General features: G+C 40.3%; 18 protein-coding genes, 2 tRNA genes and 1 pseudogene. 7 read left to right on the top strand and 14 right to left on the bottom strand.

Annotated features, from left to right (window positions below; translation table 11 throughout):
• Positions 1-194 precede the first annotated feature (194 nt).
• The 8 genes and pseudogenes from FIS9605_RS40210 to FIS9605_RS0134030 form a co-directional block, all read right to left on the bottom strand.
• Positions 195-1076, bottom strand: coding sequence for a DUF6262 family protein (locus FIS9605_RS40210; protein WP_231510592.1), 882 nt, complete (start codon positions 1074-1076; stop codon positions 195-197).
• 16 nt (positions 1077-1092) lie between these two features.
• Positions 1093-3012, bottom strand: a complete 1920-nt coding sequence (locus FIS9605_RS0134055; RefSeq protein ID WP_026736464.1) for a tyrosine-type recombinase/integrase — start codon at positions 3010-3012, stop codon at positions 1093-1095.
• The gene (locus FIS9605_RS0134050) at positions 3013-4116 is read right to left on the bottom strand and encodes a tyrosine-type recombinase/integrase (protein ID WP_026736463.1); all 1104 of its coding nucleotides are present in this window, start codon (positions 4114-4116) and stop codon (positions 3013-3015) included. It abuts the gene before it with no gap.
• A gap of 183 nt (positions 4117-4299) precedes the next feature.
• On the bottom strand, positions 4300-4482 hold the full coding sequence (locus tag FIS9605_RS45895; protein ID WP_231510591.1) for a hypothetical protein: 183 nt from the start codon (positions 4480-4482) through the stop codon (positions 4300-4302).
• A 201-nt stretch (positions 4483-4683) separates the two neighbouring features.
• Positions 4684-5238 carry a protoglobin domain-containing protein gene (locus FIS9605_RS0134045; RefSeq protein WP_026736462.1) on the bottom strand — a complete coding sequence of 185 codons (555 nt, stop codon included), beginning with the start codon at positions 5236-5238 and terminating at the stop codon, positions 4684-4686.
• A gap of 196 nt (positions 5239-5434) precedes the next feature.
• Positions 5435-6021, bottom strand: a pseudogene (locus tag FIS9605_RS45890) (roadblock/LC7 domain-containing protein).
• A 192-nt stretch (positions 6022-6213) separates the two neighbouring features.
• On the bottom strand, positions 6214-6762 hold the full coding sequence (locus FIS9605_RS0134035; protein ID WP_026736460.1) for a GTP-binding protein: 549 nt from the start codon (positions 6760-6762) through the stop codon (positions 6214-6216).
• Positions 6762-7640, bottom strand: a complete 879-nt coding sequence (locus FIS9605_RS0134030) for a DUF4388 domain-containing protein (protein WP_026736459.1) — start codon at positions 7638-7640, stop codon at positions 6762-6764. Before FIS9605_RS0134030 ends, FIS9605_RS0134035 begins: the two co-directional genes overlap by 1 nt.
• A 725-nt stretch (positions 7641-8365) precedes the next feature.
• On the opposite strand from FIS9605_RS0134030, the gene FIS9605_RS0134025 reads away from it, so the two are divergent.
• From FIS9605_RS0134025 to FIS9605_RS0134010, 4 genes are all read left to right on the top strand, one after another.
• Positions 8366-9127: a DUF6816 family protein gene (locus tag FIS9605_RS0134025; RefSeq protein WP_026736458.1), complete on the top strand. Its 762-nt coding sequence runs from the start codon at positions 8366-8368 to the stop codon at positions 9125-9127.
• A 174-nt stretch (positions 9128-9301) separates the two neighbouring features.
• Positions 9302-11122 (top strand): ABC transporter ATP-binding protein, encoded by a 1821-nt coding sequence (locus FIS9605_RS0134020; RefSeq protein WP_026736457.1) that lies wholly within the window; start codon positions 9302-9304, stop codon positions 11120-11122.
• 199 nt (positions 11123-11321) lie between these two features.
• A tRNA-Tyr gene (locus FIS9605_RS0134015) sits at positions 11322-11404 on the top strand.
• A gap of 25 nt (positions 11405-11429) precedes the next feature.
• Positions 11430-11501, top strand: a tRNA-Thr gene (locus FIS9605_RS0134010).
• A 112-nt stretch (positions 11502-11613) separates the two neighbouring features.
• On the opposite strand, the gene FIS9605_RS0134005 is transcribed toward FIS9605_RS0134010, so the two are convergent.
• Together FIS9605_RS0134005 and FIS9605_RS0134000 are read right to left on the bottom strand one after the other, a co-directional pair.
• The gene (locus FIS9605_RS0134005) at positions 11614-12576 is read right to left on the bottom strand and encodes a 50S ribosomal protein L11 methyltransferase (RefSeq protein WP_026736456.1); all 963 of its coding nucleotides are present in this window, start codon (positions 12574-12576) and stop codon (positions 11614-11616) included.
• 334 nt (positions 12577-12910) lie between these two features.
• Positions 12911-13963 (bottom strand): YaaC family protein, encoded by a 1053-nt coding sequence (locus tag FIS9605_RS0134000; protein WP_026736455.1) that lies wholly within the window; start codon positions 13961-13963, stop codon positions 12911-12913.
• A gap of 161 nt (positions 13964-14124) precedes the next feature.
• Here FIS9605_RS0134000 and FIS9605_RS0133995 point away from each other — a divergent pair, with 161 nt between their 5' ends.
• Complete coding sequence (locus FIS9605_RS0133995; RefSeq protein WP_026736454.1) at positions 14125-16029, top strand: GTPase family protein; 1905 nt, start codon at positions 14125-14127, stop codon at positions 16027-16029.
• Between the two features lie 188 nt (positions 16030-16217).
• Positions 16218-17729: a hydroxysqualene dehydroxylase gene (locus FIS9605_RS0133990; protein WP_026736453.1), complete on the top strand. Its 1512-nt coding sequence runs from the start codon at positions 16218-16220 to the stop codon at positions 17727-17729.
• A 66-nt stretch (positions 17730-17795) separates the two neighbouring features.
• On the opposite strand, the gene FIS9605_RS0133985 is transcribed toward FIS9605_RS0133990, so the two are convergent.
• Complete coding sequence (locus tag FIS9605_RS0133985) at positions 17796-18236, bottom strand: hypothetical protein (protein WP_026736452.1); 441 nt, start codon at positions 18234-18236, stop codon at positions 17796-17798.
• Positions 18237-18556: 320 nt separating this feature from the next.
• Between FIS9605_RS0133985 and FIS9605_RS39490 the strand changes: the two genes are divergently transcribed.
• The gene (locus FIS9605_RS39490) at positions 18557-19681 is read left to right on the top strand and encodes an alpha/beta hydrolase family protein (protein ID WP_063748500.1); all 1125 of its coding nucleotides are present in this window, start codon (positions 18557-18559) and stop codon (positions 19679-19681) included.
• A 51-nt stretch (positions 19682-19732) separates the two neighbouring features.
• Here FIS9605_RS39490 and FIS9605_RS0133975 read toward each other — a convergent pair whose 3' ends face one another.
• Genes FIS9605_RS0133975 through FIS9605_RS0133965 form a run of 3 tightly spaced genes read right to left on the bottom strand, consistent with a single transcriptional unit; the run spans position 19733 to position 24913 of the window.
• Complete coding sequence (locus FIS9605_RS0133975) at positions 19733-22069, bottom strand: CHASE2 domain-containing protein (RefSeq protein WP_026736451.1); 2337 nt, start codon at positions 22067-22069, stop codon at positions 19733-19735.
• Positions 22070-22071: 2 nt separating this feature from the next.
• Positions 22072-23313, bottom strand: a complete 1242-nt coding sequence (locus FIS9605_RS0133970) for a DUF1822 family protein (protein ID WP_026736450.1) — start codon at positions 23311-23313, stop codon at positions 22072-22074.
• Positions 23314-23320: 7 nt separating this feature from the next.
• A complete protein-coding gene (locus tag FIS9605_RS0133965) occupies positions 23321-24913 on the bottom strand; it encodes a hypothetical protein (RefSeq protein WP_026736449.1) in 1593 nt (530 codons plus the stop codon).
• Between the last annotated feature and the right edge of the window lie 231 nt (positions 24914-25144).

Here is a 25144-nt window from a genome sequence, read left to right as displayed (position 1 = left end):
TTAATATCGCTATTTACGTTATAGACTTAGATTACTATTGTTCTTGTACATAAAAACAACGTAGTGATAAAACTTAATATCAGCTACGCTGTTGTTGTTGTTGTTATTTAAAATTTAATAAGATATAACCCGCTTATGTCGTTTACAGCGTCTACAACGTTTATATAGTATATATTTTACGTTGTTTAATTTTTCTACAACGTTTCAAGTGGATACTGAGCTAACATCTCTGAAAAAGGTATCCACTTGCCATCGTTAGTGTAGATCATGATACCGTCTTTGGTAGTTTGACTAGCTTGAACCAATTTATGCAACTTGGCTTTTGGATACCATTCGGTAAATAAGTCTAGCTCCGATTTAATTTGAATTTTACCGTTGGGTTTCCAACCTTGTTCAATAGCTGTTTTCAACCAACCTCCAGGTTTATCAACATCACCATCACTAAGAGATTCTTTTAACGCCTCTATCGCATCTAAAATAGTTTCTTCTGAAGCCGCTTTAATTGTTTTAGTTAAAGTTGAATTAAGTTGAATACCCAAAGACTCAAGTTGTTTTTTAACTTGGTCACTAATATTTGAACGTCCTGCTCTTTTCTTTTCTAATGATGCTACTTTAGGATTCTCTACTGGTACTGCTGTAAATTGCTGGACTTGTTGGCGGCATTCCTCTAATTGTTGTTTGAACTCTGCATTCTCAGACTTGAGTCTTTCTGCTAACTCCTCAGCACCTTGTAAGTGATAAACCCTACCAGCTAATCCTTCATTAACTCTACGAAGTCCTTCTATTTCTGCTCGTAACTTCTTGTTTTCTTCCCTTAAAGTGGAAATAATTACTGATTTAGAATTATCTGATGCTACTGGAGGTTGTTTAGATTTAGGTTTTTGTTTCTGCTGGTCACGCAGAGTTTCAATTCTATTCCTTAAATCTTCCTGCTTATATAAGTAAGCAGTCGATACATTGGCAGATTGAGCAACAGATTTAAAACTGATTATTTGACCTTGTTTTGTCATCCTCTCAAGTGCTTTCTCTACTCGTTCTGCTGATTCCTTAGCTTTCTGTGCTGCTGCCTCTTGCAACGCTTCAATCTTCCTATTAGTCATTGTCTACCTCCAAGGTCTTAATGACTTTCTCTAAATTTTCTTTGATAGGCGTATTCTTATGAATTTGTAGCTGCCAACCACAATTCTGGGCTTTTTCTAAAACATTGTTGGTACGTTCTAAAGTGTCTTTTAGAACAGCCAGGAAGTTTTTATTAGTTCTCCAATGAGGGCAGTTATAACAACCATCAAAACCAGGAATATCACAATCACCTAATACCTTGGGTCTAGCACAATATCCATGTTCTAATGCCCTGGCTTGAACATTTCTCTTGAACCATTCCAAATCTTCATTACTAGATAAAATACTTTCTTCTAACTCAACGGTTTCTCCTTGAAAATTAATTACTCTTGATTCGTGGTATTTTTCTATCTCTTTTCTTAATGTGTCATCAAAGATATGAGCATAAGCATTAGTCATGGTAGGAGATTCATGCCCAAGAAATTTTTGAACAATATGTTGTGGTACTCCATCATTTATCAAAGTAGTAGCTACTGTATGCCTACATTGATGAGATGTAAAAACCCATCTTTTTCCATTGTTATCTCTTATGTTGTTTTTCCAAATTAACCTTTTAATAGCTTCACTGTAAGCCTTAGTGCTAACGGGTTTAACTTGATTATTTGTTTTGACTCTTCTGGAAGGGAATAGATAAGGGTAATCTTCTCCTAACTCAGCACTTACTTGCTTCTGTTGAGTTCTAATTAAATTGACAACATCACTATTAGCAGGAATAGTATGTTGTTTACTTTGTTTAAAATTCCAATACTTTAATATATATTGCCCTTCCTTAACCTGAGTTAAACAATTGTATTCTAAATGCCGCAAATCAATTACACGGCATCCAATCTGCATTTGAAGAAGAAACATTCTACCATACATGGGATAAGAGAGTTTATCTATGTGTTGGTAGATTTCTCTAACAACTTCGTCTGGAATATAGTTGGGATTAATTTTTCTTTTGCTTTTAGGGAAGTCATCAAAATAAATGAGTTGCTGTCTTGGAAGATTAACCCATTGTTGTCGTTGGCACAATTCCAGAAATTCTTTGAGATACGACAAACAGTGGTGCTGATGAATATAGCTACTATTTAAAAAGTGTTTAACATAGTTAATATAGTCTACTATTAGTTCTCTATCTAAATTCTCTGGTGTCGTTTTTGGATATCTTTTTATTAAAAAAATACCAAAAATCCGAAGACATCTTAGCTTATTGTAAACAGTGACTCCCTTATGAATAGCTAATTGATATTTTATGTAAGCGCGAACGGGTTTAAAAAGCCAAGAACCTTTTAACTCTGAAAAGTCTAAATTGCGCTCTCTTCCATTATGTTTTGGACTGAGCTTGTTAATATTCCAAGCATCTTTATCATATTCATCTCTAATATCATAGAAATCTTGCAAAAACTTATAAATATGAGTTAACATATAAACTCTTTGGTCTTTGCTCTTATAAAATTGTGGTTCTCCATATTTATTACAAGTGCGGGATGTCGTAGAGTATAGCTTTTTTTGCTCTTGAAAATGGTCTGTTAGCTTGGAAACCAAATAATCAATAGACATTTCTATAATTGATTTGTCCTCAACAATTAACCTGCTGTCCCCAAGAAAATCAATTACATCTTTTAAAACATTATTCACATGAACTGTTGTCCATGACCATTCATGAGTTGACATTTTTGTATATATAACAAACTTTAATTCAGTTTTGATAATATACAAATGATTAGAAAAATTTAAGATAAGTGAAGTCCTGTCTTTATTTTTAAAAGGGTTTTCAACCCCTTCCCAAATATCTTTTGACCAATATCCAGTTAAACTTGTCTCTATCTCTTGAAACCTCTCTTGTGTCCATATAACTTTATAGCAGTCCTGTTGTTCATTTTTATGATTAAGTTTTATTTGATACTCCATTTAATCCTCCCTGTTTTTATTAGCTAAATAATTTTGATAAGCTGTAAATAAATCTTCGTCTTTAAGATGGACATAGGTATTAATGGTTGTTTGAATATCTGTGTGTCCCAAGCGTTTCTGAACATGAGCCATATCCCACCCTGCTCTAATTAGTTCAGTTGCATGAGTATGCCTTAATAAATGTGGATTTACTTTAATGCCTGTTTTCTTCGATAATCTTCTAAACAAACTGTCAACAGTTTTGTATGCCAAAGGTGTACCAACTTCACCCTTGGCAGGAGCTTTAATAACTACAAAAACAAAGTCACAATCAATGTCTTCTGGGTACTCATCAATTAAATAAGCTGAGTACCATTGCATTAGTTCTTTGTTAACGTGAACTGTTCGCTCTACACCAGACTTAGCTCTGACATGGTTAATATTATCTAATCTCGGTACTACATGAATCTCATTAGTTTTTCCAGTAATCATGTCTTCATGTCTTAACCCTAATGCTTCACCTATTCTTAGTCCTGTTTCATATAGCAACCTAATTAAAAACTTGTCGCGTAATGTATTACAAGCTTCAACCAATGTGTTAACTTGCTCAGGTGTTAGGCATCCAGGGAATGTCTTTGGTTCTTTTATTTTTAATAGTCGAGTCTTAACCTCTTTACCTTTGCTAATGTGGTGCAAAAAAGGTTTATATTTACGCCCTGGCTGTAATTGATAGCGATAAACATCTACTCCAGCAGTAGCCTCTATACGTTCTTGAAATTCATAGAACCCACAAACAGTTGTCAGGCAGTGATTAATGGTCTTTTCGGAGCGTTTAGAAACCTGTGGCTCAATAGACAACACGCCAGAATTAGGGTTTCTTAACCAGTGAATAAAGTTTGATAGCTGCTCCAAATCAATTTCGAGCCAATCTAGCTTTGAATCCCGCAGAAACTCCCAGAATAGTTTGAGGTTATGGGCATAAGTCTGAATCGTGTTTGGGGAACGCCCTACGCTGTCTAAGTAATGTAGGTATTTCTGGATTGGCTCAATAGGCAAATAGTCGTCACCCAGCACCATCCAAACCGGATGGTCACTGTTTGGGAGGATACCTTTTTGGATTTTCATCCTCACCTACCCTCATATCGTTGTTTACATTATAGATGTAAATAATTATTTTGCATACATATAAAAACAACGTAGTGATAAAACTTCATATCAGCTACGCTGTTGTTGTTGTTGTTATTTAGAATTTAATAAGAGATAAAAATAATAAAGGCGTTGCATAGATGCGGGATGATTTTCGCTTTGTCATGCTGAGTGCAGCAACGCGGAACGAAGCATCTGCCGAGATTCTACTCTGCCTTGAGCCGCTGCGCGTCTACGCTTCACTTCGTTACGCACCCTGCACTCCCAGGGCGCAGCCCTTCTCGTAGAGTAGCCGCACCAAGCGTCTACACAATGACAATTCATCCCCAAATTCAGCAACGCCATAATAAAAATAAAAATCGAATCTAGTCCAGAGTAGATTTATAGTTATTTAACTTCAGATACATGAATAGCGTGAATTTGAATCGTGGTAGTGCAGGGTATGCGGAGAATGCACCCTGTAATCAATTTTTGCTAAACGCAGACAGGAGTCTTTTTCAACGCGCCAAATCATTTAAATCAATGGCATGTACGATGTGGAGGAGTTCACATAGAGCGTGCACCGGTAGCAATTAAGCGTCTAAACAAACCTTGAGTCCAACCAGTTTCTCTAAGAACAGCATCTGAAGATACCTCTACGTAAGCTTGCTCAATAAAAGCCAAGTCAATCATGCAGATGCGACTGAGAGCATCTTTGAGAGCTTGGCTTTTACCATCTACTTGTAGGCGCTTTTCTACTTGATGAATCACCGTCGCCATTGCTGGAACAACATGCTGAGGCCCAATGCCAATGCGGACGTGAACTAAACCGATTTTCCAACGGCGATCGGCGTAGGCTTGCCCCCAGTCATCCATACCTGTGAACATTTCGTGGAACCATTGAATAAAGGTTTCACGCAGGCGATGTATACGCCCGTTTCCGTCATTCAAAATAGCATTCATTTCTGCATCACGTCCCAGGTATGCATAAAAGTGGTCAGCCATCTCTGGAGCAATTTGTAAACCCCAATCTGCTTGAGATTTCAGTATGGCTTTGTCTTCATCTGTCAAGCACACACGCTTTTCCAGCGTGGACATAAAAGCAACTGTGTCTAAAATCATAATTAGCTTCTCCACAAGATGAACTAAAACAAAACATCGAGATTATGGTCAGGCAGTTTTTGAGAACTCATGAAATTTTTACGTTAAATTTCGGTTAAGCTTGAGTAATCTTAATACGCCTGAATTGGAATTTGACAGGGAAAATATGTAAAACCAACGATCCAGAAATCTGTGTAGAGACTGTTTTTATCTCCACTCAAGCTAACAGAGGTGAAATTCTAGAAACAGCGCGCTTAATTTCTAGAAACAGTAAGCCTTGTTTGACTTCCGCACTAGCGAGTACCAATAAAACTGCATCGGCACCACAGCCAACTAACACCCCATAGCCTTTCTCTCCTTCAACGACGATACGCTCTACATTGCCGCGAGCCAGTTCACGACCGATGCGTTCGCCCAGTGACAGCATAGATGCAGACATGGCGGCTGTACGTTCTTCATCCATTCCACCCGGCAACACAGAGGCTAAAGCCAAGCCATCCGGACTGACTAAAGCTGCACCTTGAACCTCTGAGGTTCCTGACACAAAGTTTTGCAGTTCGTCTTGCAGCATCGAGACATTAATCACGAATTTTTCCTCCACAATTGTTAATACAGATGTTTGAGTTGTCTTAGTAGTTGTTAGTAACTGTGAATTTACCGTAACTACTGGTAAAGATTGTGCCGTATTTTCCGCAATCGCAGTACTGGTAAATGTGTTGTATGTGACAAATTTGATGTTTTTTCTGGTACAGGATATTTCTGAAATATCCCAGTCAAGAATTTGAGAAGGTAGCCCAGAGGCATAGTGGTTAAACAGCAAGATATAACAGTGTAATGGCCATCACATCCTATATGGTCATAAACTGACTCCAAGACTTGAGACAAATCAATAAAGGTAACAAGGAAAATTCAGAATAACAGGATAAAAATTAAAGTTCTACGTATTTTTTATTTGACAACTAGCATAAGAGTTTTTGTCAAACAAGATAACTCTAGTTATTCGGTGAAATATTGGTAATATCTGGCAAATTCTTCAACCAACGCAATTAGACTTTCTTTTACGGAAGCAGACTCAGTAGCATTTACAGACATCATCGGTGGTTTGGTACTTTCCTCTGATAGTCCCAAAGCCAGTGCTACATCTTCTATCTGCCAAGCATCAGGGCAATCAGTATGAGTTAGCCCAATTAGATACGGTATTTTAACTCGATGCTTCATGAACTGAAGAATTTTCCGACCATAGCGCACTTGTTCCGGACGGTGTGCATCTATCAACAAAATATAGGCATGGGCTTTTTGAATTAATATGTCCCACATAAAATCAAATCGCATCTGTCCGGGCGTACCATAAAGGTGTAGTGATTGATTTGGTGCAATTGTCAACCGACCAAAGTCCAATGCAACTGTGGTTTTCTCTTTCAAAAGTGCAATTTCATCAGTTGCTTTTCTATCAGTATCTACCGTTTCGATTTCACTGATAGTACGAATGAAGCTTGTTTTGCCTGCGCCTACGCCGCCAGTAACTACAATGCGTAGGATTTCCATCAATTATTACTCCTTAAAAACCCAACTAAATTTTGCAATAATGAAGTACTTATTTTGGATCTTTCTAGTTCTTGAGATTTTTCTTTACCAAAACCAGATGAATTTACCATCTTTAAATCTAGAGGGTAATTATTTAGTTCTAGGGTAGATGTCACTGGAGAAATTTCTTCTATTAAACAAGCTAACATCAGCCGAAAAGCTGCTTGCTGAACTAAAGCTATAGGCTGATGGAGTTGATGTGCGATCGCGCTGAGAGGAACACTACCATTGGCAAATTCCCAGACTTGCCATTCCAAAGCATGTAGACGAATTTGTGGTTTGCTTTGGCTAATACTACGTATAGCAGAATTAGCATCCGGAAGTGCATCAGCCAAGGCTTCCCAGTTTTTTAGAATTCTTAAAGCCATCAGGCTAACTTCTGTTGCCTTCAAACTTAATCCTGTCATTTCTTTCCCAAGCAGGGGTGCTTTGCTATCAAGTTTAAATACACCTTTTTGAATTTCAAATAATTGTCGAATCTGGTGTAGTTGGCTAGCAAATAATAAGTTTAATTGCTCAGTATTTAGCACTCCTTGCGTTTTTAAATACAAACCAAAGGGTGTTGCTGTTGGCAGGAACTGACTATACTTTTCTAAAACTTGCTGATTTGCCCAACCTCGTTGCGTAATTTTATAGATTAAACCCTGACCATTTAAGCGATTTGCCGCCGCAACTACACACCCCTGTCGAAACCAAATGTAATAATACTGCGATTTAGAACTAGGAGCATTAATATCTGGTAAAGTACACACTGTTAAACAACCAGACTTTCTTCCTTGGTCAATCAGTTGAAACAATTCAGCTAAAGAAAAATTAGTAAAAGAACTCGATAGGCTCATTAGTTCATCTATTAATCATAAACACACCAATCAATCAGATGACACCCTAATAACTAATAAAATATTTCAGTCATTTAAAACTGAATACTCTGACAAAAAGCGTTTAGCTTAAAGCTTTTAGCTTAATAGAAGCCCGCAAGGTAGCTTCAGATACGATACTTTAATTTGGGAAATGATTCATGACATCCCATCCTAACAACCTTGTACTACCATTCAAGATTTACACTTGCTTTTTTCAAAATAATTTACGCTTTAACTACCACAGCATTAAAAGCATAAATAAAGATTTCAGTTATTAGAATAAGTAATTTTACTAATGAAATCATTTTATTTTGGTGTTTCTTAAGTAATAACACTAGAACTTATATTTAGCAAGTATGATTAATTACTTTTATTTCAAGTACGATCTTAGTTTTAATTATGGTAACTAATCTAACAGTTAGCAAAAAAGCAGTTATTGACATCACTTGAGGCGAAAAACCCAGAAAATACATAGCTTTAAGGAAGTTATGAGTATTTTTGTATATTGAACCTGTTTAAGCAGGAAAATGAATTTTGAAGATTACTTTGCTTTCAGTCTTTTTAAAGAAGGTTAGTGTTTTTGTTGAGTTTATTACTGTAAGAGTTAAATTTAGTAACAAAAAAGCAACACAATTTCTAAATTGCGTGAGCTTTTAATCAAATAAAGTTTACATTTTGAAAAAAATACTGCTTAATACTTGTCTATGAAGCTAATTTGCAGTTTTTGCTTGATTGTTTTATTCCTGCTGTGGAGTACAGAAGCAATGGCGGGAGAATTGGCTAAGCGTTTAGATAATTTTCCTGAGTGGAAAAAAATAACCTTAGCGCAACCAGCTATAGGAGATTTAGCTTATCCTGACTGGATGGCGGGTAATTGGCAGGTTGTAAGCACGCTTGTGGATTTGGTTGCTCCTTTGGCTCCTGAGATTGTCACACCTGGATTTGAGGGTAATCGTCAATATCTTAACCAGCCTCTTAGCTTTCAGGTGCAGTTTGTGGAGGAGAAAAAGCCTGTTTCTGGGTTAAAAATAAACTCTCGCCAAGATACCAAACCAACAATAGTAGCGGATAGAGCGTTTAATGGCTTAAATTTGGCACGTGCCTATTTAGGTGACACAGATGTATTATCAGTCAAAGTAGATCCAGATTCTCCCAATCGTCAGATTACCTTACTACGTCATGAACGCCAACTAGTTTCTATTGTTTCTGCACGCGCTACAGAAACTACATCTGATGGTAAATTTATTGCTACAGAAGTTTTTCAACAACTATTTAAAGGTGGTGGGCGTGCTTATTTTAATACAGTAGAGTCTACAACAGCCTACCGCAAATTATCTACACCTAATCCAGCCATAGAAGCAGATCAAGTCACTGCTGTCTACCTTTCACCACAAGATCCAGATTACTTTAAAGCTGGCTCTCATCCAGTTGCTCTTTATCGATATCGCTTGGAATTTTATCAATAGTTATTTGTTAGTAGTTAGTAGTTGGTTTTTTACCACTATCCACTAACCACTATCCACTATCCACTATCTCTTCCCAAAGGATGATTTGCTTGTTTGCCTCTTGACTGCAATGTAGTATAGATGTAGTATAATACTTCCGGAGCTACAGGCTCATGCTCTTGGACAGTGTGCATCATGGCAAACTTTCGAGATATTCTCAATTACTTTCGTCCTTACTGGAGGCTGAGTATTTTTAGTATTGCAGCAACCAGTTTTTACGAGATTATCGATTTGATTGTACCTTATGCGATCGGGCAAATTTTGAATATTTTGTCTGGTCAACCGTTAGATAAACCACTTGCAGGAGCGATCGCCACAATAGCAGACATTATTAATTACCCAGTGAATAAGCTTCTATCTTTAGGAGTATTGCTGGGTTTGATTTTTCTTGTCACGGTGGTAAGAGCGCCAACACAACCTTGGTTTACCAGTTGGTTTCACTGGGATATTGCCTTAAGGGCACGTCGAGATCAGCATGAAAAAGCGATTGAGAAAATTCTGACCCTACCACTGGAATTTTATGACGAAAATAACCCTGGACGGATTGCCGGACGAATAGCTAGAGGAGTTGCCAACCACACTTGGACTTATCCTGAAATAGCCGGACAAATGATTCCTAAATTGTTCCGAGTGTTGGGAATTTTTGTGTTTATCTGGTTTGTGGAGTGGCGAATAGCAATTTTATATCTGATTTCCTTCGTCGTTATCCTTGGCTTTACCTTGAAAAAGTTAAAGCGGCTTATTTGGCACGATAACCGCTTGGATAAATACTCGGAAAACACTGAAAGCCGTACTTCTGAAATCATCAGCAACATCAAAACAGTCAAAGCATTTGCGACAGAAGCAAAAGAATTGCAGCGGCAAAAAGTACGTTTGGGACGGGAACTAACCGTGGTGGATTATCGCATCCACAAAGGTTATGTCAAGCTGCAAACCTGGCAAAGAACTGTAGTTCAGTTTTGCGTGTTTGCAATCTTGGGTTTGGCGCTAGTGGCGACAATCAACGGCAGGATTTCTCTTGGTCACTTTATCATGACGTTAACTCTTTCCAGTATGGCTTATGCCGAGTTGGAACCTATTGGCGTCCTAGCGGAAATTTTCGCCCGTCGGTACAGTTCAATGGTGCGGTTCCACGAATTTCTCAAAGAACGATCTGGAGTTGATTCAGTTGGTCTTTTGGAAGAAAGACAACAGCCAGAATCTCCTTATAAATTTACTGGGAAGGTGGAATTTTCGCACATTGGTTTTGGCTACGAACCGAAGCGTCAAGTTCTACATGATATCAATCTCTTGATTGAACCATATCAAACAGTGGCGTTAGTTGGGCGATCGGGTTCGGGTAAATCTACCTTAGTAAAGCTGCTGTTACGATATTTTGAACCCAATGAAGGTCAAATTCTCATTGATGGTCAAGATATTCGCACTCTGGATGTGGGAGGTTATCGACGCAGGCTGGCAATAGTTCACCAAGAAGTAGATGTTTTTAACGGTACTGTCTTGGATAATCTCAAGTATGGCAGACCAGATGCCACCTTTGAGCAAGTTGAAGAAGCTTGTAGAATCGCCAGACTTGATGAAGTCGTCCAGCACCTACCTAAAGGCTACTACACAGTAGTAGGAGAGAGGGGTGTAAGGTTGTCTGGTGGACAGAGACAACGCTTGGGAATTGCTAGGGCGTTGCTAGTTGAACCAGATGTACTGATTTTTGACGAAGCTACTTCTAGCCTAGACTACGAATCTGAGCGTTCAATTCAACTGGCAATGCGATCGCTCCAAGGAACCCGCACTACAATTGTGATTGCTCACCGCCTGAGTACAGTCCGGGAAGCAGACAAAATTGTGGTTCTAGATCAAGGCAAAGTTGTAGAAGTCGGTAATCACGAAGAACTTTTGCGTAGTGAGGGAATTTACCATCGCTTGCACGCGCTGCAAGAGACTGGGGAATTGTTAAGTTAGTGGTTGGTGGTTGGTGGTTGGTGGTTGGTTGTTGGTGGTTGGTAGTTAGTGGTTAGTAGTTAGTGGTTGGTGGTTTACTACTCCCTCCACTCACCCCATCACCCCATCTCCCACTCCCCATTCCCCATTCCCAATTTTTTTGAAAAAAAGCTTGGAGATTTCAAAACCTTGTGCTACTATAATTAATCGTGGGTCGCACGGGTCGGTGTCCGAGTGGTTAATGGAGACGGACTGTAAATCCGTTGGCTAGCGCCTACGCTGGTTCGAATCCAGCCCGGCCCACCTCAAAACAAAACTTTTCTATTTTGCCCGTGTAGCTCAGTGGTAGAGCACACCCTTGGTAAGGGTGAGGTCACGAGTTCAATCCTCGTCACGGGCTTTTAAAATTAAAAAATAAAAATGCTCAAAATCCCTTAATTGCAAGGCTTTTGAACATTTTTATAATTACAGATGTAGATAGTAATTCTTCTAATATTCCGAAATTTTGTAAACTATACTTTCAAACGATAGGCAAGTGCAACCCACTCATCTAATCTTTCACAATCAACAAACTCAAATCCTGCCTCTTGCAAAGCTGTGTCCACATTGTCTTCGCTATCGGTAGTGAAACCAGATGTAATTAGTAGTCCCGCGTGGGCATCAGTCTGACGCAGTGCCTGCTGGAAGTCATTGGCGAGGGCAATGTGTATCCGTGCCAGGATATTGGCGACGATGAGATCAAAGCTGTCTATAGCCTCAATTTTTGGCGCATTGTCAATAGTGTTTCCACCCATCCAATGTCCTAGATCGCTTCCACATCCCAGGCTTCCCTTCATTACCCTTACCTGCTGTTCTACCCCATTACGATGCACAGCGTCTTGAGTAGCTTGCACGGCAACACTGTCATTGTCTAAGGCTAAAACGTTTGCCCCCAGCTTTGCCATTGCTACACTTAGAATACCTGAACCCGATCCAAGGTCGAGGGCATTCATAGTCGGGACGGCGTGTCTTTCAAGCAGTTTGAGGCAGACAATTGTCGCTGGGTGTAAACCACTACCGAAAGAGAAAGTTTTCTTCAGTCTCAAGGTTATTTGGTCTGGCACTTCAGATTGATCCGGGGCATCAGAAGTAAGCACAACAAACCGTTTCCCAATCCGATGCACGAGGGGGTTGAGTAAATCTGCGTCTGTGGGTTTCTCGTTAACCGCTGTTATCTGCACCTCAGTCGTTATTCCTGCACGGTACAAGGGCGAAAGCAGATTCACAATTTTTTCTACACGCGCCCTTGAGTGAACATCAGAGAGTAGATATAAGCGAATCGTAAATGTCCAGTGGGGTTGTTCTACATCCCGTTCGTTTGGTTCAGCATATTCTGTTATGTGAACATCACTAATATCGATGGTCTCAGCAAGCAGCGTACAGACCCAATCAACTGCTTCGTGCGTTGTATTGAGGCTCAATTCCATCCACGGCATACTTTTCTTCCTCTGGTGTAGCTGCATTGCTGTAGAACAAATACTGACTGCGCGTGAAATTCACTGGCGGCAGACAACTTTTTCATCGTAACGTATGCTTGGAGCGACTGTTTGGTTTGGGAGCAGATGCGGCAAGGTCTTATTTCTTTGATTGTGTCTAGACGCGCAGCAGCTTGTCTCAGACATCGTTTTGTGAATTACTGTAGTTTTCTGGTAGTGATGAGAGGTTAGATTTACTGCGTCAATTGAGTTTATGGGAAATGGCGATCTTACTATCGCCTAAAGGTAACGCTCAAAGTCTATTTGAAAAGTCCGCTATAGATCTTCTTCGCACCTACATCAAGCGTGCAGCTACTCCATATTCAAACTTTTCATTGAACAATTGACTGAGAATAAAATTTGGAAATCTTGTTCTTGCAATAGATATAAACAAATTCACCAACCCAAATCCACCGTCCCTTTCACCGCTTACAGTCATCCCCCAAAGCTCTTGTTTATATCTAACACAGTTACTTAGAATAAACATTCCAATATAGTCACATATTTCCGGAGATATGTAATAACTGCATGTATTTGATTCATGCTCATAATCTAGCCCAGCAATTAAATATCGACCACCAGGAATGGGATAATAAATTCCTATATTATTAGGCATCTCTTTAAGATACTCTCTACTTTGTATCACCAAAGCTTGACCATGCAGGAGGTCAGCAGTAACTTCAAAGTGTTTTTCTATGTTTGGAAAACTTGCTAGAACCTTTTTTTTGTCAGTTGTTGCAGGATAGAGTTTAAAAGGAAATGTTTTTAGATCATAACTGTACAGCGGTAAAAATGACGCTGGCTCGCCATAATATTTTGTATAAAAATCCCCTAGTTCAGGATTAAGCTTTAAAATATCCTTAAACAGGATTATCGAATGCTTAGGAAAAGAGAAGTTATGCACTAATTTAGTTAACTCATCCAAAACTCCTTCATTACATACGGCAAATTCTTTCTCAATACACCATTCATTCTCCCTTTCCACATATTTTTTTAAATTTTCATTAATCGCACGTGTAAACAAGCCGTGATATTTAATATCATCGAGTAAAAGATTCTGGGTGTTTGCCACAAGCAGTGCTTTCACTAACGAAAGCATCCCATAAAAGTACAAGAGAGGGCTTGTGATCTCTGATACATTATCTGCTGCCTTGAAATACTCATCAGCTTGGGATATTGCGTAAGCTATTTGTCTTGATTTGCGTTCGACAAGTTCTTGATCGCTAAAGAAAAAATTTCTGTTTGATAGCAGCTTCCCTGTTAATAGTTTTTTGACGTTTGTGGAATACTTCAAAAGCCTTATATGGTTCCACATTGATTCATAAGGTTGATTAGTCCATGTGAGCATAAATTGTCTCCGTACGTACAGATAATATTTGTTAAACCGCACACAGCAGTTTAACGCACTTATTCGTCATATTACTTAAACCAAGCAGTCTACCACTCATCACAAAAGTTTTAGATCGAAAATAGGAGTGTAAGAAGTCTCATTGAAGCAGGCATGGGGCAATGGTACGCTTAAAACTTTGGCAATGGATCGTCTTAGCAATCCCGATCGCTTTTATCATCACTTTCTTACTGGTTGCAGCAGGATTGCAGATCCATGAGTGGGGTTTGAATTGGATCTGGGGTGTGTTTATCCTCTTATTTGTAGGCTGGCGTTGGTTACTGGTCAAATGGACTCAACCTGTCGTAACACAGGTTGAGACCGTTATGGCAGAGGTCAGCAAAGAACTGGAATCTGCGGCAGGTGAGACAACGCCAAGAGAGGTAACTGATGTAACCAAACAAGCCGAAGCTGTACTGCAAGAAATCCTGGAAGCATCAAGGAGCGATCGCCCAATTTGGGAAGACTGGCAAACCTTTTGGCTGCGATGCCAGGATCTTGTTGTTGCCGTTGCCCAAATCTACCATCCGGAAGTAAAATACCCTCTGCTAAATATTTACGTTCCCCAAGCTTATGCACTGATTCGTGGGACTGTAAATGACCTGGATCTGTGGATGCAGAAGTTATCCCCTGCCCTCAATCAGGTTACAGTTGGGCAAGCATACGAAGCATACGAAATTTACCAGAGACTGGAACCATCGGCCCGTAAATTCATGCGAGCCTGGAACTTGGCGCAGTGGCTCCTCAACCCAGTAGCAGCAGTAGCAAACTTAGCCAGTCAGCGTTACAGCAACCAGGCTAACCAGCAACTGCTAGTGAATTTGAGTCAGCTACTCCGAGAAGCTGCTCTCAGAAATTTATGTCGGCAAGCGATCGCTCTCTACGCAGGCATGACTCTACCAGTAGCAGAATCTGCCGTTACCACACCGAAATTACCCGAGACTAAAACCCAAACTCTCCGAGAAATTCTGACGCAAGCACAACCAGCTGCGGCAGTTGAGCAAAAACCCATCAATATTCTATTAGCGGGACGAACTGGAGCCGGAAAAAGCAGCTTGATTAACACGGTGTTTCAGGCAGACCTAGCCGCAGTTGATGTATTACCTAGTACCGATCAAATTCAGAGTTATTACTGGCAAACTCCAGATGAAGAAACACTCACACTTTGGGATACGCCTGGTTACGAACAAGTGAACCGTGCAGATTTACGCGAACTTGTGCTTGATTATGCCACTAACGCAGATTTGCTGCTGTTAGTCACTCCTGCCCTCGATCCAGCGCTGCAAATGGATGTGGATTTTCTCCAAGATATGCAGGCGGAAGTTGCAGACTTGCCTGTAATTACGGTCGTTACCCAAGTGGATCGCCTGCGTCCTATGCGCGAATGGGAGCCGCCTTACGATTGGGAATGGGGCGATCGCCCCAAGGAAATTGCGATTCGGGAAGCAACCAATTTTCGCGCTCAGCTTTTGGGTGACTTAAGTAGTTTAGTTCTGCCTGTTGTTACGGGTGATGTGAAAACAGGTCGAGTTGCTTGGAACATGGACGCGCTATCATTGGCGCTGATAGATGCGATCGCACCTGCTAAACAGCTGCGTCTTGCCCGCTTTTTGCGTAACTTGGAAGCCCGCACCGTCGCAGCTGCCAAAATCATCGACCACTACACCTTCCAGATGGCAACTACACAAGGAGTGACTGCACTGCTCAAAAGTCCCGTCCTCCAGTTTATTTCCACACTTTCCACCGGATCGCCCACCCTGGCAAATCTGCTGGCAGAGAAAATACCAGCCGAACAGCTGCCGATTGTGATTGGCAAGCTTCAGATGGCATATGAGCTATTTTCACTTTTGAATACAGACGGTTCGCTCAACTTTGACTTGTTATCTTTGTGGCCGCTATTACTAGAAAACCCTGCTGCAAGCGATCGCAACGCTTGGGCATTTGGTCACGCCCTAGTGGAGTACTGGACTAAGAACCTGACGGTTGAACAACTACGAGAGCGGTTTAATTACTATCTCAGGCAATAGTTAGCAAAAAAGTTCTACCCAGTTTTCAAGCGTAGCTATCTATATGTTTGGTTGGTCTGAGACGATGCTGGTAAGCTAGGCGGATTACTTTGATTCCTTAATTTTTCTAATCCCTAAGCTCTAATCCCCAAACCCTGCAACCAACTTCGTCTAAATTAATGAATAGACTGCAAAAACCGGAGGCTGGAATGATAGAGGCATCACAACATCAAAAAGTGGTAGTTGTTGGTGCAGGTTGGGCTGGATTAGGTGCAACCTACCACTTGGCAAAACAAGGTTACGATGTGACACTCCTTGAAGCAGGTTCCTACCCCGGTGGACTGGTAGCAGGTTGGAGAACTTCAGGAGGACGTTCAGTAGAAGCGGGTATTCATGGCTTCTGGTATCCTTACAGAAATATTTTTGCCCTCATCAATGAACTAGAAATTAATCCCTTCACCAGTTGGACTCGTTCCTCACAATATTCTCCCGCAGGTTTAGAAGTTGAGTCACCCATTTTTCAAGACTTACCCAGACTTCCCACGCCTCTAGGAACTTTTCTCTATACTCACTTTCAGCGTCTACCATTAATTGCTCGGCTGAGTGCCTTGCCTTTACTTTACGCCGTGATTGATTTTGATAATTCCGATGCAGCCTGGCGGCGTTATGACTTTGTAACAGCCCGAGAATTGTTCAAAGATTTCGGGGTTTCGGCGCGACTTTACAGCGAAGCTTTTGAACCAATGTTATTGGTAGGTTTGTTTGCCCCTGGCGAACAATGTTCCGCCGCAGCAACTTTAGGGATGCTTTACTTTTTTATTCTGGCCCATCAACCTGATTTTGATGTAGTTTGGTGTCGCGGCACTGTTGGGGAAAAAATCTTTCGCCCTTGGGTAGAACGCATCGAAAAAGCAGGGGGAAAGTTACTAGCCAATAAACGAGTGACCGACTTAATTATTGATAGCAATAATCGGGCAACGGGTGTAGTTTGTGGTGATGAAGTGTTTGATGCCGACGCAGTAATTTTTGCTGTTGGCATCACTGGTATGAAAAAGATTGTCTCAAATAGCCATAGTTTGCAAAGTCGTGAAGAATTTCGTAATTTATCTAATTTAGGGGCAATTGATGTTTTAGCAACTCGCCTGTGGTTTGACCGTAAAATTAATATTCCTCGTCCTTCCAATGCTTGCTTTGGCTTTGATGCAACTACAGGCTGGACGTTTTTTGATTTGAATGCACTACATGATGAATATCAGCATGAATCGGGAACAGTTGTGGAAGTTGATTTTTATCATGCCAATCAATTTCTTGCTTTAGAAGACAAGGAAATTGTGACGATAGTGCAGCGTTATTTAGCAACTTGCATTCCGGAATTTCGAGAAGCAAAAGTAGTTGATAGCAGTGTAATTCGTTTACCGCAGGCAGTGACTCACTTTGCACCTGGTAGCTATCGCTATATGTTACCAGCTAAAACCAGTTTTAAGAATGTATTTATGAGTGGTGATTGGATAATTAACCGCCACGGTTCTTGGTCGCAGGAAAAAGCTTATGTTACAGGTTTGGAAGCGGCAAATCAGGTAATTTCTTACTTGGGAGAAGGTATGCCAGCGAAGATTTTACCCGTTGAAGCTGATGAACCCCATATTCAATTGGCAAGAACAATTAATAGAACAGTAAGTTATGTGAGCAAGTCTGTTTTGCCAGATTTTTGGTTGCCGTAACATCGCCTCTTGGAGGAATGGGGTGTTTGGCACACCCCCGAATTTTTTCCTCAAGATTAGGTACTGTTATCTTGCTTTTTGTTTGACATTCAACCCATCAAGTCCCTGTTTGATCCACTTCAAACATTCATATTCTGATGTGAAGACTCTGGGCGCTGCAATATTATTCAATGAGTCTGGCGGATAATGGTCGTAAAAATATTTACCAGATTCACGATAGACAATGATTAAATTGTTACGGTAAACGTAGCGATATTTAAAACTATCACCTTGGCTGACAAACTCTAAATTTTTGTCAATGTGTTCCTTGGCAATATCAAGAACATTACTGATGCTACTGCCATACATCTGTGCTGGATTTTCTGCTTTGTGAAATCGGCTTTTACGTCCAATTTCTGACAACAATTTATACGAATAAATTTCGTAAGTATCTGCTTTGCCAAACACAAAGGGAATGATGAGATATCCTTTGTATGACAATGAGTTTTTGTAAAGTAGATGGCCCATCTCAACCTCCTGTAATGTCACTGCTTTTAAAAAATCTCCTCACTATTAACCACAAAAATCATTATCCCTCTTTTTGCGAATATCTCTCTTTTATCACTTTGCTAAGAGAAAAATCTTTGTACTGAGCCGAGAGAATGTCTGAGAAGCATCAAATCCTTTTCAGAGTGCGATCGCTGTAATCTTGAGCAATGATTTTATTGTCTATACAAGGAGAGTATGATTGTGATTTTTTGGTAAAAATACTTGTCTATAGTGCTGTTATTTTAGATAATCTCTAAAAATCTTATCAATAAATATACTTACGCCAAGGAGTTTTTTCTGTGGCTTCCTTAAAAGCTTTGTCAGTAGCTTCCGCTAGTACAGCATTGATTGTTTGGGGTATTGGGGAAACAGCTAGGGCTACGACCTACAGTCCTGCTCCTATATTTAAAGATGTTGATAGCTACAGTACAACAATCTCTGCAAATAACGACATAGCCGATATTTACTTTCCCAAACCATCAGGTATCAAAACTGGCAAACACTCCTTTCCCATTGCTTTGTTATTACAAGGTGCAAATGTTGATAAATCAAATTACTCAAATTTCGCCAGAACAGTAGCTAGCTATGGATTTGTGGTGGTTGTTCCCAATCACCAAAAAAACATTCCACAGGTCGGTACAGGACTTTTTGCTGACACCTCACAAATCGATGCTGTTTTGGCGCAAATGAAGGCAGAAAACGCGAATCCCGATTCACCTGTTGCTGGCATTGTCAATACACGAAAACTAGGCTTACTCGGTCACTCTCAGGGAGGTGCTGTGGGATTATCTGTGATCGCAAATCTTTGCATACCTTTTTTATGTGAAGGTTTTTTTAACCGACCAAAAGAACTTGTAGCAGGAGCTTTTTTTGGTGCCAATCTTCGCGACCAAACTACTCAACAGTTTATCCCCATTAATAATTCCCGAATTCCTGTAGCTCTATTGCAAGGAACCCTTGATAGCATAGCTCTTCCGGAGAGAGCGCAGGCAACTTATGAGCAAATTCAAGACCCTCCCAAGACGTTGATTAGCATTTTGGGTGCGAACCACTATGGCATTACGAATACAGACAATTCTACGGGTGCAAGACCAGATATTAACATACCTACCCTAGCTCAAAGTGTAGCAGTAGAAACCGTAGCTCGCTGGAGTGGTTTATTCTTGCGTGCTAGTATTTTAAATGACAGATTTGCTTTTAATTATGTATATTTTACAGGTGATATCCTCGATCCAAACGTGAGTGCGATCGCTCAAACCAAGAAGAAAATTCCACAAGCATCATGTAAATGGGGGTTGGTAGCTTTTGGTAGTGGCGGTAATATTTCGGAATGGGTGGGAAACACGCAAATAAAAGATACAAACAAAGCTGACTTCGATATCAACCGTTTTTCAAAGCTAACAGATTCTACCTGCTATCGGTGATAGCACGGTATTGGAAAATCAAGCCAGAGTAAAGAAAGCTTATTTTTGTTTTTAGCTTTGAGATGCACTATAGGCTGCCACAAATACACCACAACCTATCAAGACTAACGCTGATGGAACAAGAGGAACCCATCCACCTTGTATTAATAGATATAAGCTAAGCCCATACAAAACACACAAACTGCTGGCTAGGACTAGGACAAGACGTAATCGCGATGGCAAACCCCAAGCCAGTACACCCCCAACCATAGACCAGCACCAGATCCACAAGACTTCACTCCACTTTGGCAAAGTCCATAAAAGTGGTCGCTTATCCAGCACTGCACTCAGGATCTGGCTGATCATGTGTGCTTGAACAACTATGCCTGACATTTGCTCGTGAGGCCACACGCGGGCGCTGTAGGGAGTAGACCAATAGTCATGAAAACTTTCGGCTGTAGTGCCAATCACGACAATGCGATCACGCACTAAATCGGGATTGAGTTGATTGTTGAGAACTTGTTTGAGAGTAACTTGTTCGGCAACTTGATGAGAAGCACGCCAATTGAGCAGCACTTGATGACCAAGATTATCTATGCCATGATACCCGCCGCTGTTTTCTTCCAAGTTTCTAAAGACGACACTACCAAGCTGCCAGTTGTTTTCGGGAGTAAGTTTAGGTTTGATACCAGCACTTGCCAAGTAACGAGTTGCAATCCGAAAGCTAAAAGATTTATCAGTCTGGCAAGGAGACGCAGGAGCCATAGCTAATAGTTGGCGACGGATAATGTTATCGGGATCTAACACAACATCACTAAAGCCTTGGCGTGACAATGGAACTTCTGGAGGAGGTGGAACACCAGCGTTTGTGCTTTCTTCACTTGCTTTGCAAATAGCAATAAAGCGATCGCTATTTTGCATGGTCTTGGCTAAATCTGCATAGTCTGTCCCCACAGAATTTTCTCGATAGATATCTAAACCAATAACGCGGGGATTGAACTGTTCGATTTTTTTCACAACTTCAGCCAAGGTTCGGTCTGATAGCGAGGCCCCTGCTCTTTCTTTGGCTGGTTGGGCACGAACATCAGCTTCAGTAACCGTGACAATCAGAATGCGCCGATCTTCTACTTCATTGGGGCGCGATCGCATCAACCAATCAAATGCCATCAGTTCCCATGACTGCAACATCCCTAGCGATCGCATCGCCATTACCAAAAAGGTTACTACCACACTGGCTTTAAAAACGATGGGAAAAATACGCCGATTAGGTAAAATGGTGGGAGTCAGGAACCTCTGTGGCCAAACTAGGGGGGCTGACGCTGGGTTCTGGCAAATCACTGGCAACCAGCTTGCACACGGAAACTCATTTTCTAAACCCTGCAATTTATCTTGTGCTTCCCGCACTGCTAAATAGAAAGACTGACCACTAGCAAATGCCTCCAGAAAGTGCATTAAAAATTCCTGGGCAACGAGATCGGGTACTGGTTCCCGCATCACAATCATTTGCGGAATGTGTAAAGAAGCTAACTGACAAGCCAATCCTAACCCATCGCAAGAGTTAAAAATTACTAAACTTAGACCGCGGGCGATCGCTGCTCTGAGAGCATTTTTTAACTGGGGAATCGTGAGGCTATCTGTTTGATTGATATGAATTCGCCCAGTTTCACCATCGTCATCAGTTGAACCATGCCCCGCAAAGAAGAGAATATCCCAGCCCTGTTTATCCCAAAGCCACCGATCTAACTCTCGTCGTTGTGGCTCTACCAAAAAAACTGTTTGCGCTCCTGGTAATTGCTCTAAAATTTTCTTATCTTTTTGTACATCAATTCCTGTACTATTACCTAGAATCGCTAAAATTCTGATCTGACGAGCAGGGCTTTTGCGTATAGATTTAACTTGCTCTACCTCTAGGATACACGAGCATATCACAGCCTTTTGGTAATCATCAAAAAAATCCCACAAATGCCAAGGAAGCCTTCTAACTTGGTTATCTTCTGTGGCCAGAATCACCCGAATTTCATCACTAGGATCTAACTTTGTACGTAATTTTTGCTCGATGTTGCGAAATGGTTCCGACTTGAGCCAGGCATTGATGTTTGTATGTAGATCATCGCATAATTTCCAAAAATCTACAGAAGAGACGTTAGTTACATCATCTTCCTCTATTTCGATATCTTGGTCTTCTATATCTATGTGCTTTCGCCAACCCAAACTAGGATCTAAAGACTCATAAAGCAACTGATAGAGTAACTGCCATCGTCTGTAGAGTTGCCAAAGTTCTGGTGCAGTAGGCAAGCTACCCGTAAATTGAGCGATGGGATTGTTTTCTTCCGACAATATAGCAGTAACGGAGGAAAAGCCCTGCTTTAAGTTGCCCTTTCCTAGATTTAGTATGACTAATTTACTCATGGCTACCAGCCAGCAAGCTTCTCCAGCACAAAATCTTCTTTAATACTGATATCACCAAGGGCTATCTGAATACTAAAATTTTTTCCTGGAGGAGATTTAAATTTTTTCAGTTGAATAAAGTGATCGTGACATCTTGATTCTACTTCTTGAAGAATGTTTCCTGCTCCCGAGACCAAAATTAATTTGAGATGGGGTGGTAGGTAAACTTCTTCGTTTGCGGGATGCAGTTGCACGCGGATACTGAATTTTTCATCCCATTCTGAAGTCAAACCAATTAGCAGCACAACCGCAGTACCCCCCAGTTGCATCCCCAAATCAATTAATTTGGCTCCTTTTACACGAACCTCATTCAAGGCAGTTTGGTTTCGGAATTGAACTGCTAGAGTTTTCTGTTGGGAACTAAAGAATGCATCAAAAGACTGCCAGCCAGCCTCAAAGATATTGTCAAACCATTGGCTCAAATTGTTCACTAAAGAGCGATCGCGCTCAACCTGATTCGTCTTTTGGTTGACAAGCCGTCTTTGGTAAAGATGCTGCCTACTTTCATCCGATGCTAGTAGTGCTGCCCATTCCTCAAAACTCATATCCGTAGGTAAATCAACAGCCCACTCACCTAGTTGATCTAGTAATTTCTCTACTTCTACACTTGACAAAGTTGGTAAAGATTTGACCTCTAGTTGCTTTGGGGAAAATACTTCCCGTGCTACCCACATCACATTTAAGTCTGTAATTAACTCCTCTTGATCCAGCGAGTAAGTTCTATCCATCGGATCATATTTAGCTTCTTTGCGGATCTGCTGATGGGTAGTATACCCCCACACTCCCAACCAGCGATCGTCCAAGTTTAACTGCACAGCCAAATAATAGTTAGCTGCCCAGTTAGGAATATCGACCCATTCTTGGGGAATCCGAAACTCTGTGAAATTACTTTTCTCACTGGGAATTAGCACTAGTCGAGTTTCACCTAGAGTGATAGCAGTGCCATTCACAACTTCCCAGAAACTAGGAAGCTGATTATAATCAGGCCAAACCTGCAAATTATCTCCTAGTTCTGGATCTTCTTTTAGCCAAGTCAAAAAAGAATTCAAACACAAACAATTCAGGTAAGCATTCCAACGAGTTGCTGTGTGAGAGTAAAGTTTTTGAGCAGTTAATTGCCATGCCTTTTTCTGTTCTTGTATTGATAACTCTAACCATAATTTTTCCGGATATATTATCGTCAAATCATCTAATTCAAATGTCATAATTATTTCATCCTTGCTGATTTACATAAAATTTGCTTCTTAACCAATCATGGACAAAAATAGCTATTTTCGTAATTCCTATATCTAGAGAGTTGGTCGCTAGATTCATACTATTTTCTAATTCTTCTTTAAAAGGAATTATCAAATCTTGTTGAATTTTTGCCAAGTTATTAGATGTCTCAGAAAAGGCTAATTTAATCTGCTCGTCATTCAGTTGCTTCAACTGATTAATTTGATAATAAAGAATTTGTAACCTATCTTTATTTTGGCATTGCCCGGCAATTTCATCTAAAATTAAATAGAATAACTTTTGACAATGAGATTGCAAATACTCAGTCATCGCATCTTTAATGTTTTGAATCTCTTTATCATCATGAAAGTAAACATCTGGATTAGTTTGATTCCATTCATTAGCTAAGTCTCTTAACAAGTTTCTGCTATATTTAGCTAACTGACGAGCTACTTGATACTGTTTTTGCAATTCTGGATACTTATCTTTTAAAACTACTGCGATTTCAGCTTGAGTAAAGCTTAAACCTTGCCAGAGTTTTAACATTGTTTGACCTGCTTCTGGCATCGTTGCAAATAATTTTGAGACCAGCAGCTGCAATTGTTCCCATGTTTCTTCTTGGATGAGATTATCCCAAGGAGTAGGCATAGGATCGGAGATATTGTCATATGTTTCTAGAGGTAAAAAGCGTTTAGTGCGGTAATCGCGGGCAGCCTGAATGCAAATTGACAGCATTTGTTGAATTTTCTCACCCGAAGTTAGTGCTATTGGCAAATCCAATTTCTTAAGTCTCTGGTTATAGCAAAAGGCAATTTGTTGCAAATGTTGTTGAGTAGGAGGTGCTAAGCTACGGCTACCATAGCTGCGATCTGGTTGATAAATTTTATCTAAGCATTGCCAAGCTTGACAGTAAGAGTTAATTTGATTAAGATTGAAACCTTTTGAGCTCAGAGCTTCTTTTAATTCTTTAGCAGTTAAATCTTTCAGGAGACCATAATCAGAAAACTTTCCTCTCTTTGCTTCTATATCTTGCTGGTAAATTGTATTGCTTATCAACCGTATAATTGCAGTTTTTGCATAACCTTCTACATTGGTTTGCGGATGCTCAAAATTAAAACTTTTGAGAAGCTTGGCAGGAGGGGTAGCGGCGGAATTGGCTATTTGAAAATATTCTTCTAGTGGGTATTTATGCCGGAGATATTTAAATCGTTGATAGGCTTTTTGAGAAGCCCACAAGCAAGCTTCTTGTAAGTAAGCAGACAAATGTTTCCCAGCTATTAAAGAAGACGCGGAGAGGGGAAGACGCGGTGACGCGGAGAGAGAAAAATTCCCCGCATCGACCTGTCTTTGTATTTTTGTGTCCTCTTGATTAACTACTCCCAAGTTCTCAGACTGAGATGGGTTCCTTAAAATTTTTAGAAAGTACCTTGCCCAAAATTCTTCATTAGCCTCTGGTTCTGACCTTACTAAAAGTTTCATATAGCGTTCTAGTTCCAGGTCTGTTTGCCAAATAGGATTTCTATCACTACCGGAATTTCTGAAACTGAGGAACGTCGAGAATTTTTCAATGATATTCTCACGTTTTTTCATGAAGCTTCCTCTTATTTTTGATCAGGCTGATTTTTAAAGAGTTTTCATAGCCTTCTAAATCCAGAGAGAGTGCTATTCATATATGGGGTTTTCAAAAAGGGATTATGCAGACTATGACGCAAAGTGACCGAAATATTTGAAAAAAATTTGGACAAGGGCTGTTTTCAAGCTTCTTTATGTGCTTCTCTGATATCTTGCACCATTTTTTATAAGAGCCAGAGGCTCTAGTTC

It is taken from the genome of Fischerella sp. PCC 9605 (assembly GCF_000517105.1).
Taxonomy (GTDB): domain Bacteria; phylum Cyanobacteriota; class Cyanobacteriia; order Cyanobacteriales; family Nostocaceae; genus PCC9605.
The sequence above is the reverse complement of the archived record's forward strand: the minus strand, read 5'-3'. Positions and strand labels throughout refer to the sequence as shown.